This is a genomic window from Lederbergia lenta NBRC 16444 (genome assembly GCF_001591545.1).
Lineage (GTDB): Bacteria > Bacillota > Bacilli > Bacillales > Bacillaceae_C > Lederbergia > Lederbergia lenta.
The window spans coordinates 886,442-900,206 of sequence record NZ_BCVC01000001.1 but is presented as its reverse complement, the minus strand read 5'-3'; the positions used below and the strand labels follow the sequence as shown (position 1 = coordinate 900,206).

Below are 13,765 nucleotides of genomic sequence, written 5' to 3'. Positions count from 1 at the left end.
AGTTATTATAACACAATTTTCTGATATATCCTTGTAAAAAAAAGAGGGCTAGACTGCCCCTCTTCAGCTCGCTTTTTGCGGTTCTTTTTCATATATATTAATTCCCGCTTCATGAAGCATCCATTCAATATGGACTCCATATCCAGACGTAGGATCATTTACGAATACATGCGTAACCGCACCCACTACTTTTCCATCTTGGATAATGGGACTTCCACTCATACCTTGTACAATACCACCAGTTTTTTTCAATAAAGCTGGATCAGTTACTTTTACTACCATTCCCTTTGTTGCGGGAAATTTTTGGGGAATGGTACTCATTATTTCAATATCATATTCCTCTACCTCATTACCATCGACAACAGTTAATATTTTGGCGGGGCCTTCTTTTACTTGATGTGATAATGCAATCGGCATCGGTTTATCGAAAAGCCCATTTTTCACAGATTGATTAAGTTTCCCAAAAACACCAAACGGGCTATTTATCGTTATATTTCCAATGATTTCTCGATCGGCAGAAAATCTTGCCAGCTTTTCGCCAGGAACCCCATTTTTCCCTTTTTCTATGGCTGTTACAGTTGACTTCACTATTTGACCATCTTCCACTACTATTGGTTTTTTTGTATCCATATCGGATATTACATGGCCAAGTGCACCGTATTTTTTTGTATTCGGTTCATAAAAAGTCATTGTTCCTATACCTGCTGCTGAATCACGAATATATAGACCTAATTTATACGATTTGGCTTTATGGTCTAAAATCGGTTTAATCGATGTTTCAATTTTTTCCTTTCCCCTTTGAATAATAAACTGAAGAGACTCTCCCTTTTTTCCAGCTTCATCCACAAAAGGTGCAACATCGGACATTGTTTCAATTTTTTTACCGTCAATCATGGTAATAATATCCCCAACTTTAATATTCGCATCTTCACCAGGTGATATTTTTTCATTTGCTGTAGCGACGAGGTGATGTCCTACAACTAACACACCTAATGTGTTTAATTTTACACCAATAGATTGTCCTCCAGGAAGGACTTTAAAATCTTTTAACACGTTTACATCCACTTTTTTTACTGGAAAGCCTGCGAGTTCAAGAATGACTTCATCTTCCCCAGCATTCTTTCCTTGTATTGACATTGCTTGTTCACTTTCTATAACATCCGCCGTATTTATATTTGTGGAAGCTGCGGAAACTGATACAGTTCCACTCTTGGAAATCGTTTCTTCCTCCCCTTCGAACATGGTAATACTGGAAGGAATGTTGATATATTGTTGAAATGGCTCGTAAAAAGCCAACATGATAAGTGAAACAAGGAGAATTCCACCAGTTATTTTTCTTATGCGCTCATACATTAATCATGTTCACTCTCCTCGCGTTCTGCCCACACCTATAATTTAGCCTGCAACGCGTCCATTTATAACATGTAAAAAGGAAAAAAGCTGTCCAATATAGGATAGCTTTTCAAGTATTTTTTTTCGTATAGGCAATATCTAACAATTCTTTTGCATGTTCTTTCGTGACATCAGTGATTTCTACTCCAGAAATCATTCTGCCAATTTCCTTTATTTTTTCTTCTTTATTTAAAATATGAAGACTTGTTTTTGTTCTTCCAGCAATAATATCTTTAGAAATGAATAAATGTGTATCAGCCATCGCAGCCACTTGAGGTAAATGAGAAATACAAAGTACTTGAGAATGGGCAGATACTTGATGAATCTTCTCTGCAATAGATTGTGCTACCCTACCGCTCACTCCTGTATCTACTTCATCAAAAATAATAGAGGTGATACCTTGATGTTTTGAAAAAATTGTTTTCAAAGCGAGCATCATTCGTGATAACTCCCCTCCTGAAGCAACTTTTGATAAAGGTTTTAACGGTTCTCCTGGATTTGTAGTAATATAAAAGGCGATTTCATCTAAGCCATCTTGTCTTAGACCTTCTACATCAGAGGAAGAAATAAACACAGGTTCAAATATTGTTTTGTCCATATAAAGCTGTTTCAATTCATAATGAATCGCTTTTGTTAATTTTTTTGACCACTTTTTTCTAAGATCACTTAATTGTCGTCCTTCTAACATTAAATCCTCTTTAAGAGAAGTAAGTTTTGCTTCAAGTTGATTTAATCTAACATCACGATTTGTGATTAATTCTATTTCTTCTTCAATTTTTGCACTGTATTCGATAATCTCTTCAACTGACGATCCATATTTTCGTTTCAATTGATTGATTTCATTTAAGCGAGATTCCACCTCATTTAAACGCATTGGATCGAACTCCAATTTGTCCAATTCAGTTCTTAAAGTACCAACTACATCTTCGAGAGCATAATAAGTTGTGGTAACAGCATCTAATACTTCGACATAATTGTTATCTAGTTCAGCGGCGGTTTCTAAATGTCCCATTGCATGTCCAATATAATCCATGCCTCTTTGCTCACCTTGTAAACCTTCGTAACCAGATTTAATTGCATCAAATATTTTTTCAAAATTAGTTAGACGACTTTTTTCTTCTATTAGCTCATCATCTTCATTCACTTTTAAATTTGCCGCTTGAATCTCTTGTAGTTGAAATCGAAGAAGATCTAATCTATGTGCCATTTGTTGTTCATTTTCAGTCAATTGCTTCATTTGCTTTGCTGTATGATCATACTGAACATAAATTTCCTGATAATTATTTAAAGTCTTACCAATTTCTTCTTTTCCATACTGATCTAGTAAATGAAGATGCATGGATTCATCCATTAATTCCTGGTGTTCATGTTGTCCATGGATATCAATTATTGTACTTCCAATTTCACGTAAAATTGAGATAGTAACAAGTTTCCCATTAATGCGACAAACACTTTTACCTGTTTGAGCTATATCGCGGCGTAAAATTAGCATACCTTCTTCAATTTCAATGCCAAATTCAGCAGATTTTCTAAAACAAGGATGGTCTTTTTCTAAATAAAATAAACCTTCAATTTCTGCTTTTTTTTCTCCATGACGAACAAATTCTGAAGAACCACGTCCACCAACGAGTAAATGAACAGCATCGATAATAATCGATTTTCCTGCACCTGTTTCCCCCGTTAATACAGTTAATCCCTTATTAAATGAAACTGAAATTTCATCTATAATTGCAAAGTTTTTAATCGATAGTTCTTGCAACAATGATATTCCACCTCACTTTCTTACAGCATTTGAATAAACTTATCACTTATCACACTTGCGTCTTCGCCTGTTCTACAAATTATAAGGCATGTATCATCTCCACAGATCGTTCCCATGATTTCTTCCCAATCTAAATGGTCGATAAGTGCACCTACAGCTTGTGCATTTCCCGGCAATGTTTTCATCACAAGTAAATTTTGTGAGTAATCTATCCCTACAAAGGAATCAGTTAGTGCACGTTTTAACTTTTGAAGCGGATTGAACCTTTGATCCGCAGGCAAACTATATTTATAACGACCATCTGATAATGGAACTTTCACAAGATGAAGTTCTTTAATATCTCTTGATACAGTTGCTTGCGTGACATTAAATCCTTCATTTCTTAATTGTTCAACAAGCTCATCTTGGGTTTCGATTTCTTTCGTACCGATCAGCTCTCTGATCTTTATATGTCTTTGACCTTTTGTCAATGTATACCCACCTTTTAAAACATGCATTTTTATACTCTTTTATACATCATTATAATTAGTCATGGAGAAAAGAGCAATCCCTAAGGAATTGCCCCTTTTCTCTATAATTTATTTTTTGAAATTCTCATGGGCTTCTTCTACGATATCGGTAATCGAAACACCTGATTTGTCATCACCAGGCTGATCTAATTTGCTTTCCCAACCAAGATGGATTAAAAATTCTATATTACCTTCCCCACCGGTGATTGGGGAATATGAGAGATGTAAAATATCGTAACCTTGTGCTAAAGAAAATTCTTTAATCTTACTGATTACTTCTTCATGGATATTCTTTTCACGCACAATCCCTTTTTTACCCACCTGGCCTTTTCCAGCTTCAAACTGTGGTTTGATTAGAGCGATAACGTCGCTTCCATTAGCTAATAATTTCCTTAAGACTGGTAATATAAGTGTAAGTGAAATAAATGACACATCAATGGTAGCAATATTCGGCACTTCCTTTTTCAAATCAGAAGGCTCCACATAACGGAAATTAGTTCTTTCCATGACGATCACTCGTTCATCTTGACGAAGTTTCCATGCTAATTGATTGTAACCGACATCGATCGCGTATGACATTGTTGCTCCGTTTTGTAAAGCACAGTCCGTAAATCCGCCTGTTGAAGCTCCAATGTCAATCATTATCCTATTGTTCATATCTATATGAAAGGTTTGTAATGCCTTTTCAAGCTTCAATCCACCTCGGCTCACATACGGCATTGTTTTACCCTTAATAGCTAGTTCAATATCTTCATTTACCTTTTCACCAGGCTTGTCAAGTCTCATTTCATTAGAATAAACAATACCAGCCATAATAGCTCGCTTAGCTTTTTCTCGTGTTTCACTGAGGCCTCGTTCCACTAATAATAGATCAAGTCTTTGTTTTTTTGCTTTCATTCGCTACGCCCTTTTTATCTTTTGTGGTAATATCGCATTAATTTTGGAGACGACATGATCAGAAGTCATATCAATTTCATTTAATAATTCTTTTACAGAACCATGTTCTATAAATCTGTCAGGTATTCCCATGCGGTCAATAGTAGCATGATGATACCCTTGATCATGGGCAAATTCCATAACAGCACTGCCGAAGCCACCTTGCAGCACCGCTTCTTCAATTGTTAAAATGGGCATATTTTTTTCTAAGATATGATGAAGCATGGCTTCATCCATCGGCTTAATAAATCTAGCATTAACCACTCGTACCGAGATGCCTTGCTTCTCTAATCTATTGGCTGCTTCCAACGCCATCGGAATTGTCGTACCGAAAGTAAGGATTGCTGCATCATGTCCGGTTTTCAATATTTCCCAAGTGCCAATTGGGATTGTTTGTAACTGATCATCCATTGGAACACCATAGCCATTTCCACGGGGGAACCTTAATGCAATTGGTCCGTCATTATACTGAACAGCAGTCTTGACCATATGTTGACCTTCATTTTCATCTTTTGGCATCATGAGAACTATATTTGGCAGGCTTCTTAAAAAGGCAATATCAAACACACCTTGATGTGTTTCACCGTCTGCTCCTACTAAACCTGCTCTATCGACCCCTAAAAATACATTTAAGTTTTGCCTACAAATATCATGTAGAACCTGGTCATAGGCTCTTTGTAAGAAGGTCGAGTAAATAGCAAGAAATGGCTTCATTTTCTGCGTAGCCAATCCCGCTGCCATCGTCGTCGCGTGTTGTTCTGCAATTCCAACATCAAACATTCGGTCAGGAAACTCTTCTGCAAATTTCTCTAATTTTGATCCTACAGGCATCGCCGGTGTGATCGCCACAATCCGCTCATCTTCTCGAGCAAGCTTGCGAACTGTTTCACTTATTACGGCACTCCATGCTGGAGCAATATTAACTGCTTTGATTAAATCACCGGTCTCAATTTTATATTGCCCAGTACCGTGCCAAGTACCAGTTTTATCTGCTTCTGCTGGACTATAGCCTTTTCCTTTTTTAGTTAACACATGCAATAATACAGGACCCTTTGTCTTCTTGGCATACTGGAGATTTTCAAATAAATCATCATAATCGTGACCATCAACTGGACCTAAATAAGTAAATCCAAGCTCTTCGAAAAATACACCAGAGACAAGTAAATACTTAAGACTATCTTTTACTCTTTCTGCCGTTGAAGCAAGCTTACCTCCAACCGCTGGAATTTTCTTCAACAAGTATTCGAGTTCATCTTTCGCCCATTGGTATTTTCCAGCTGTTCTTAATTTCCCGAGAACATTATGCAGTGCACCAACATTAGGAGCAATAGACATTTCATTATCATTTAACACAACAATTATATCTTTTTGTTCATGCCCAATATGGTTCAATGCTTCTAATGCCATCCCACCAGTTAATGCACCGTCCCCAATTACTGGAATAACATAGGATGATTCACCTTTAATATCACGAGCAATTGCCATGCCCATTGCCGCGGATAATGATGTAGAGCTATGCCCGGCTTCCCAGACATCATGCTCGCTTTCAGACATTTTTGGAAAGCCACATAGTCCTTGGTATTGGCGTAATGTATCGAATTGATCTGCTCTTCCGGTTAATATTTTATGAACGTATGATTGATGTCCTACATCCCAAAGAAATTTATCTTGTGGACTGTCAAAACATTTATGGAGAGCAAGTGTTAATTCAACTACTCCCAGATTCGGGCCTATATGCCCACCAGTCATAGAAAGTCTTTCTATTAAAAAATTTCGGATTTCCAAACTAAGCGCTTCTAATTCTTCTTTATTCATTTTTTTCAGAAATGAAGGGTCTTTTATAGTCAATAGATCCAACGGGACCACTCACTTTCGTTTCTTTGATTTTTGCTTCGTCTTTTTCTTCCTGTTGTCTTTTATTATCGTAATATGAAAGTTATCCTCAAGGAATTGTAGCACTTTTCCTACTTTAAAAATGATATCCCTTGAATATTTAATGGCAAATGTTTTACCAAAAGCCTTTCCACCGACTGTAAGCGCCGCAATCAAACTTGTCAAGCCTATATTAACTCCATACTCTAATAGAGAGTGTCCAGAAGTATCGATACTTTGTACAAGTTGTATAATTACTAATGCCATTGCCGTACCACTGATAATACCAGAAATATCACCGATCACATCGTTACAAAAACTGGCAAACCGATCTGCATTTCGGACAATTCTAATCGAATGCTTAGCCCCGTACACTTTTCTAGCTGCCATAGAATGGAACGGTGTTTCGTCAGCGGCAGTGGAAGCAATCCCTATCATATCAAAAAGTATACCAATCAATACAATAAAAAGTACAACAAGAAGCCCAAGTGACCATGGAACTTCATTTAATATCCCGTTGGAAGCAATTGAAAAAATAGCCGCTAACACAAATGTGATAACGGCGATACTAATACTCCATTTAATTGAGTTTTTAAATATATCTCTCATAATTTTATTTATTCACCATTCATTATAATAAATTGGATGGTCATCAAACGAGTAAAAATTACGGCTTAGGTCCAGTAGGATTTCCCAAACAGGTACCGTATGTCGCCATCCCGGCGGTTTCCCTTTAAACCTATCTTAACAGTGTCACCATCTGTCAGACTGGATTACCACTTAGTCCGCACTATAATCCCCGTTTCACGTCATACGAACAGTCTAGGAGATTTCCTCAGCAACCTTTAACCAAGTCCCTAGCCTCTTTTGCAAAGTTGATTTCATATGGACGGAAAAGAACAGAACGATGGCCAACCGAACGATTCTCATATAACCATAATCCCCTCAAACTTCACTCAAGGCAGGCTACACTGCTATTGATGCCCAGCATCAACTCACAGGTCTATACTTCCATTTTCGAGTATACGCCTTGAAGGCCTACCGAAAAATGGGAAGCCTCCACGGTAAAGGGTCAACGCCCACATGCCTTTGTGGATCGCCCTTACACCTTTACTCCCAGCTACGACCCAAGGCTGGGCGCCTCAAGCCGAAACAAGGAACTTCATCGATGTGCCCTTTAGTGGATTTTTAGGCCCACCTTCAAGACTGGTAGATTGACTAGAATACTGCACCATCCAATAATCTTAAGAAATTGTATCATAAATTTGCTTTTTTTTCAATTTTAGCTGGATTTCAATGATCTCTCGTTTCAATAAGATCAGTCATTTTTTCCAATATAGACGTATGTAAATCTATTTCTTTTAAGGTATTTTTTGCTTCTTCAATATGGTACGATAAATGTTCTCTTGCACCTTGTATCGTTAAGATAGCTGGATAGGTACTTTTCGTTTTCCCTGTATCACTACCAACTGGCTTTCCGATCACTTGCTCACTGCCTTCTATGTCCAATATGTCATCGCTAATTTGGAATGCGAGTCCTAAATGTTGGGAAAATTTTTCAAACAAAGCTAATTGCTTATCATTTGCTCCAGCAATTATCGCACCTGCTAAGACGCTAAACGAAAGCAATTTTCCAGTTTTATGACGATGAATATACTCTAACTCTACAATGTCCATTTTTTTATTTTCGCCTTGAATATCTAAAATTTGTCCGCTAACCATCCCTTCAGGTCCTGCACATTTGGCGAGTAAACTAATAATTTTTACCTTTATTTGATCGCTTAAATGATTGTCATCAGCGATCAATTGAAAACCATGCGTTAACAATCCGTCTCCTGCCAAAATAGCGATCGCTTCACCAAAAACCATATGATTTGTTGGCTTTCCACGCCTTAGATCGTCGTCATCCATACTTGGTAGATCATCATGGACGAGTGAATATGTATGAATCATCTCCAAAGATACAGCAGCTGCAAGCCCCCTTTCCGGGTCTTTTTCAAATGCCGTAATTGTAGAAAATAGCAATAATGGTCTAATTCGTTTTCCACCAGCTTTTAAAGAATAGATCATTGCTTCTTTAAGCACATCAGGCGCTTCTAGCTTACTGATAGCAGATAATAAGCTACGATCTAACAAAGTTTTATAACGGTTTGAGAATTCCTCCATACTGATTGTCAATCGCTCTCCTCCTCTTTAAGACGAAACTCTTCTTCCCCATTATCTGTAAGAACTGTAGTGAGTTGCTCTTCCGCATGTTTTAATTTATCATGACATAATTTAGATAACTCCATACCTTTTTGATAATTAGTTAACGCTTCTTCTAATGGAATATCGCCTTCTTCCAGTTTTTGGACAATAATATCTAATTGTTCCATTGCTTCTTCAAATGTTAATTTATCATTCATTTTTTATCACCTTTTTCAATATGATCGATCGTACAGTACACACTACCATCCGTAACACTTACCTCTATTTTTTTTCCTTCTTCCGCCTGCTCTACACTTTTTAAAATATGGTTTTCATCTATATAAGCGATACTAAAGCCACGTTGCAATATGCTTAACGGGCTTAATGCCTCCAATGTAGCTAATTTCCCTGTAAACTCTCTTGCTTTGTGTTTAAATATATTGCGAGCTTCATTTGTAAGCCGACGTTTCGTTGCATTATACCTATCTATGCTAACTACTAATTTCCTAGCTGGATGATTGCGTTGTAATAGATTTTCTAACTGTACAAACCTATCTCTTTTGCGACTATAATCATTTCTTTGAGCAGTGTGTAGCCTTTCCGTTAATCTGTCCAGTTGCTCCCACTTTTGTTCATATAATTTTTGCGGATTTTTCATCATATAAGAACGCGTAATCGCTTCTAATTGACTATTTTTAAATCGGATATGCTGACCCATACTACTAAATAGTCTGCTTTTTCGATTCATCAACCGCTCTAATAATTCTTCTATGTGGGGAACAGCAAGTTCTGCAGCAGCAGTTGGTGTTGCTGCTCTCACATCAGCAACGAAATCAGCAATCGTAAAGTCTGTTTCATGACCAACCGCTGATATGATGGGAATTTTCGATTGGTAAATAGCATGGGCAACAACTTCTTCGTTAAAAGCCCAAAGCTCTTCTATCGAACCTCCACCTCTTCCTATGATTAAAACATCAATCTCAGATTTTTCATTTGCCTTGTTTATTGCCTCCGCAATAGAACGTGATGCATTTTGCCCTTGCACAAGCGCAGGGATGAGCAAAATCTTTCCAATTGGATAGCGACGCTTAATTGTTGTGATGACATCTCTCACTGCTGCCCCTGTTGGTGAAGTTATAATTCCTATTGTTTGAGGATAAAGCGGAAGATTTTTTTTAAGACTAGCATCAAACAAACCTGATTTTTCTAATTTCTCTTTTAGTTGTTCATAAGCTAGAAATAATTCACCAATGCCATCTGGCTGCATTTCTTTAATGTACAGTTGATATTGACCTGACGACTCATAAACAGTGACACTTGCTTTCACTAACACATTCATCCCGTTCTCTGGAATGAACTTCATTGTACGCGCGGCACCAGAGAACATAACAGCCATGATCCTTGATTTGTCATCTTTTAAAGTAAAATACATATGCCCACTAGAATGCTTTTTAAAATTTGAGATTTCGCCTTTAACAAATACATCAGAAAGATAAGGATCTGCATCAAATTTTCTCTTTATATATTTAGTTAAGGATTTAACTGTTAAATACTGCGGAGTTTGCATTTTCCACATCCTTTTTGAAGATAAAAGTCCCGATAAATTTTATACTTAAAGAAAAGCTGGATCCGCAATGGACCAGCTTTTCTTTATTTTACTATTAACTAGTTGTTATTGCGATTATTTTGCCAGTTTTTCGCCGACTTTACTGTGTTATACAGAAGCATAGTGATGGTCATCGGGCCAACGCCTCCAGGGACAGGGGTAATATAGCCCACTTTCTCCTTGACGTCTTCAAAATCGACATCTCCACATAATTTCCCGTTTTCATCTCGGTTCATACCGACATCAATCACCACGGCGCCCTCTTTAATATCATCCGATTTAATCATTTTCGCTCTTCCAACTGCAGCTATCAATATATCTGCCTCTTTTGTAAAAGCGGTGAGATCTGGCGTTTTTGAATGACAGTATGTAACGGTAGCATGTTCGTTAAGTAACAGTTGCCCAGCTGGCTTGCCGACTATATTACTTCTACCTACTATTACTGCATGCTTTCCAGCAATCGATATTTGCATATATTGGAGCATTTTTAAAACACCGAATGGTGTACATGGCAAAAATGTCTCCTGACCCGTCATCATTTTCCCAATATTTATAGGATGGAAACCATCTACATCCTTAGCTGGTGAGATCGTTTCAATAACTTTTTCATCTGAAATGTGAGCAGGTAGTGGAAGCTGCACTAATATGCCATGAATGTTTTTTTGTTCATTTAATTCTTCTATTTTTTCTAGAAGAACATGTTCCTCTACATCTTCAGGAAATTCGATAAGCAAGGATTCCATACCGATTGCCTTACAGCTTTTTTGTTTTGAAGTAACATATGTTCTTGAAGCTGAATTATTCCCAACTAATATAACCGCAAGTCCCGGCTTAATTCCCGCTTCCGTGAGTGCCGCTACTTCTTTCTCTAGGTCTTTGCGTATGAGCGCTGAAATCTCTTTTCCATCAATGATTGTTGCTGCCATGAAAATTCCCCCTGTTATTTCTCTTCTCCTTTTACTTTCGATAAAATGCCATTAACAAATTTACCTGACTTTTCATCTCCATAGATCTTAGCAATTTCTATTGCTTCATTAATTACAACATTTTGTGGCACATCTTCATTGAAAAGTAATTCATAAACACCAAGCCTTAATATATTTACGTCCACCTTTGCTAACCTATCGATGGACCAACGTTCTAAGTGTTTACTAATTTCTTGATCAATTTGCTGCAGATTTGCCGTTGTTCCTTCTACTAGTCCCTGTAAAAACTCATCAGGTTTTTCGTCTTCTAACACATTCTCAAGCGCTTCAGCTGGATTTGCCTCACTTATATCAATTTGATACATTGCTTGCAATGCCTTTTCGCGCGCTATTCTTCTTTTCATTTTATAGAAAACTCCTTTAAATTTAAAATCCAACATACATATAGCCTTAATACCGGCCAGTTTATGTAACTAGTGTAACACGAGAATCTGCGAAACACACAGTTGGAAGAAAAAAACATGAAAAGCGTAAGCGCCCAGTAAGCGAAGTACAAACTGCGCTCACAATATATAGAACTTCGACATGGCCACTTCTTCTGGCAATCTTAGTCGACGATCCTCATAAGTACTAAAAGTAAGGCGACTCGGATACTGTAGCTTGCTATCGATTGGGCGCTCTGGCTAAACTTAAGAAAACTTTTGTTCATATTGGTTCTATATACTTCCAATCACTTCTGGACCTTTATGAAAAGCCAAAGGATTTACCTCTGGCTCATGTATTACTGCTCTTCTAATTCATCTTCATGTTCTTGTTCTTGACGTTGGTTTTCAAACGCAACTCCGACGATGTGAACATTTACTTCTTCTGCTTCTAGTGCTGTCATGTTTTGAAGTGTTTGGCGAATGTTATCTTGTACTTTTTGAGCTATTGTTGGAATGGAAACTCCAAAGTTCATTAAACAATAAACATCCACCTTAATTCCTTCCTCAGAAAGTTCAACCCTAATCCCTTTTCCGTGATTCTTCTTTCCAAGACGTTCTACTACACCCGAGGCAAAATTACCTCGCATTTGTGCTACACCTTCAATTTCAGATGCGGCAATACCTGCGATCACTTCAATTACTTCTGGAGCAATCTCAATTTTACCATGATTTTGTTCATTGTCTTGTGTCATTTCAAGCATGTTCATACTTTCTTCCATTTAAAACACCTCCACTTATTTTTGGTTCATAACATCGTGAATTTCTAAAAATTTCGTATTAAAATTCCCCGTAATAAATGCTTCATTTTCTAATAAATTCAAATGAAATGGAATGGTTGTCTTAACGCCTTCAATGACAAACTCTTCTAATGCGCGTTTCATTCTTGCAATTGCTTCTTCTCTCGTTTCTCCATAAGAGATTAGTTTAGCAATCATTGAATCATAATAAGGTGGGATCGTATATCCTGGGTATGCACCTGAATCAACCCTTATACCAAATCCACCAGGAGGAAGATACATATCAATTTTCCCAGCAGACGGCATGAAGTTCTTCTCTGGATTTTCGGCGTTAATTCTGCATTCAATAGACCAACCTTTAAAAGTTACTTCTTCTTGCTTGATTGATAAAATCTCGCCTGCAGCAACTTGAATTTGTTCTTTAATGAGATCCACACCTGTCACCATTTCAGTAATTGTGTGTTCCACTTGTATGCGAGTATTCATTTCCATAAAATAGAAGTTTCTATTTTGATAATCATAAATAAATTCTATTGTGCCCGCGCCTGTATAATTAACAGCTTTTGCAGCTTTTACGGCAGCCGCTCCCATTTGTTCGCGCATTTCTGAATCGATAACTGGAGACGGCGTTTCCTCTAAAAGTTTTTGCAGTCTTCTTTGAATACTACAATCCCTCTCACCTAGATGAATAACATTTCCATGATTATCTGCCATAACTTGAATTTCTACATGGCGAAAATCCTCAATGTATTTCTCTATGTATACCCCAGAATTACCAAAAGCAGTCAATGCTTCTTGTTGTGTGATATTAATACCTTTCACTAATTCTTCTTTGTTTTTTGCGACTCTAATTCCCTTACCTCCACCACCAGCGGTGGCTTTAATAATAACAGGAAAGCCAATTTCTTCAGCCAACTGTAATGCTTCATCTTCAGTTTCAATAATCCCTTGCGATCCTGGGACAATTGGCACACCAGCCATTTTCATTGTTTCTCTAGCAACATCTTTTGTTCCCATTTTAGAAATGGCTTCAGGGCTTGGCCCAACAAATATGATATTACAATCACGACATAATTCTGCAAAATCAGCATTTTCTGCTAGGAATCCGTAACCTGGGTGAATAGCATCACAATCTGTTAATTTAGCTACACTTACGACGTTTGCTGTATTTAAATAGCTATCTTTTGAAGCAGTTGGTCCGATGCAATATGCTTCATCAGCTAGTTGGACATGTAAAGCTTCTTTATCCGCTTCCGAATATACAGCGACCGTTTCTATATTCATTTCTTTGCAAGCCCGTATAATTCTGACCGCAATTTCTCCTCTATTTGCAATTAATAACTTTTTTATCAT

Annotated in this window: 13 protein-coding genes; all 13 read right to left on the bottom strand. The window is 37.4% G+C overall.

Annotated features, from left to right (window positions below; translation table 11 throughout):
- Positions 1–63: 63 nt before the first annotated feature.
- The 13 genes from spoIVB to accC all read right to left on the bottom strand — a co-directional run bounded on the left by spoIVB (position 64) and on the right by accC (position 13,765).
- Positions 64–1,353, bottom strand: coding sequence for a SpoIVB peptidase (gene spoIVB / locus BLE01S_RS04140; protein ID WP_066137493.1), 1,290 nt, complete (start codon positions 1,351–1,353; stop codon positions 64–66).
- Between the two features lie 109 nt (positions 1,354–1,462).
- The gene (gene recN / locus BLE01S_RS04135; RefSeq protein ID WP_066137491.1) at positions 1,463–3,154 is read right to left on the bottom strand and encodes a DNA repair protein RecN; all 1,692 of its coding nucleotides are present in this window, start codon (positions 3,152–3,154) and stop codon (positions 1,463–1,465) included.
- Positions 3,155–3,174: 20 nt separating this feature from the next.
- Positions 3,175–3,624, bottom strand: a complete 450-nt coding sequence (gene ahrC, locus BLE01S_RS04130; RefSeq protein WP_066140854.1) for a transcriptional regulator AhrC/ArgR — start codon at positions 3,622–3,624, stop codon at positions 3,175–3,177.
- A gap of 108 nt (positions 3,625–3,732) precedes the next feature.
- A complete protein-coding gene (locus BLE01S_RS04125; RefSeq protein ID WP_066137489.1) occupies positions 3,733–4,560 on the bottom strand; it encodes a TlyA family RNA methyltransferase in 828 nt (275 codons plus the stop codon).
- Between the two features lie 3 nt (positions 4,561–4,563).
- Entirely contained in the window at positions 4,564–6,456 is a 1,893-nt protein-coding gene (gene dxs / locus BLE01S_RS04120) for a 1-deoxy-D-xylulose-5-phosphate synthase (RefSeq protein WP_066140851.1), read from the bottom strand.
- 9 nt (positions 6,457–6,465) lie between these two features.
- Positions 6,466–7,080 (bottom strand): hypothetical protein, encoded by a 615-nt coding sequence (locus BLE01S_RS04115; protein WP_066137488.1) that lies wholly within the window; start codon positions 7,078–7,080, stop codon positions 6,466–6,468.
- 684 nt (positions 7,081–7,764) lie between these two features.
- Positions 7,765–8,637, bottom strand: a complete 873-nt coding sequence (locus BLE01S_RS04110; RefSeq protein WP_066140848.1) for a polyprenyl synthetase family protein — start codon at positions 8,635–8,637, stop codon at positions 7,765–7,767.
- Between the two features lie 8 nt (positions 8,638–8,645).
- Positions 8,646–8,876 (bottom strand): exodeoxyribonuclease VII small subunit, encoded by a 231-nt coding sequence (gene xseB, locus BLE01S_RS04105; protein ID WP_066137487.1) that lies wholly within the window; start codon positions 8,874–8,876, stop codon positions 8,646–8,648.
- Positions 8,873–10,225 (bottom strand): exodeoxyribonuclease VII large subunit, encoded by a 1,353-nt coding sequence (gene xseA / locus BLE01S_RS04100; protein WP_066137486.1) that lies wholly within the window; start codon positions 10,223–10,225, stop codon positions 8,873–8,875. Before xseA ends, xseB begins: the two co-directional genes overlap by 4 nt.
- Before the next feature lie 98 nt (positions 10,226–10,323).
- Entirely contained in the window at positions 10,324–11,190 is an 867-nt protein-coding gene (folD, locus tag BLE01S_RS04095) for a bifunctional methylenetetrahydrofolate dehydrogenase/methenyltetrahydrofolate cyclohydrolase FolD (protein ID WP_066137485.1), read from the bottom strand.
- 14 nt (positions 11,191–11,204) lie between these two features.
- Entirely contained in the window at positions 11,205–11,594 is a 390-nt protein-coding gene (gene nusB, locus BLE01S_RS04090) for a transcription antitermination factor NusB (RefSeq protein ID WP_066137484.1), read from the bottom strand.
- 377 nt (positions 11,595–11,971) lie between these two features.
- Positions 11,972–12,394 carry an Asp23/Gls24 family envelope stress response protein gene (locus tag BLE01S_RS04085; protein ID WP_066137483.1) on the bottom strand — a complete coding sequence of 141 codons (423 nt, stop codon included), beginning with the start codon at positions 12,392–12,394 and terminating at the stop codon, positions 11,972–11,974.
- A gap of 15 nt (positions 12,395–12,409) precedes the next feature.
- The gene (gene accC / locus BLE01S_RS04080) at positions 12,410–13,765 is read right to left on the bottom strand and encodes an acetyl-CoA carboxylase biotin carboxylase subunit (RefSeq protein ID WP_066137482.1); all 1,356 of its coding nucleotides are present in this window, start codon (positions 13,763–13,765) and stop codon (positions 12,410–12,412) included.

Coding starts and splice junctions, on each gene's coding strand:
- spoIVB (WP_066137493.1), bottom strand. CDS start 1,353: ATGTATGAGCGCATAAGAAAAATAACTGGTGGAATTCTCCTTGTTTCA.
- BLE01S_RS04125 (WP_066137489.1), bottom strand. CDS start 4,560: ATGAAAGCAAAAAAACAAAGACTTGATCTATTATTAGTGGAACGAGGC.
- BLE01S_RS04115 (WP_066137488.1), bottom strand. CDS start 7,080: ATGAGAGATATATTTAAAAACTCAATTAAATGGAGTATTAGTATCGCC.
- BLE01S_RS04110 (WP_066140848.1), bottom strand. CDS start 8,637: ATGGAGGAATTCTCAAACCGTTATAAAACTTTGTTAGATCGTAGCTTA.
- xseB (WP_066137487.1), bottom strand. CDS start 8,876: ATGAATGATAAATTAACATTTGAAGAAGCAATGGAACAATTAGATATT.
- xseA (WP_066137486.1), bottom strand. CDS start 10,225: ATGCAAACTCCGCAGTATTTAACAGTTAAATCCTTAACTAAATATATA.
- folD (WP_066137485.1), bottom strand. CDS start 11,190: ATGGCAGCAACAATCATTGATGGAAAAGAGATTTCAGCGCTCATACGC.
- nusB (WP_066137484.1), bottom strand. CDS start 11,594: ATGAAAAGAAGAATAGCGCGCGAAAAGGCATTGCAAGCAATGTATCAA.
- BLE01S_RS04085 (WP_066137483.1), bottom strand. CDS start 12,394: ATGGAAGAAAGTATGAACATGCTTGAAATGACACAAGACAATGAACAA.
- accC (WP_066137482.1), bottom strand. CDS start 13,765: ATGATAAAAAAGTTATTAATTGCAAATAGAGGAGAAATTGCGGTCAGA.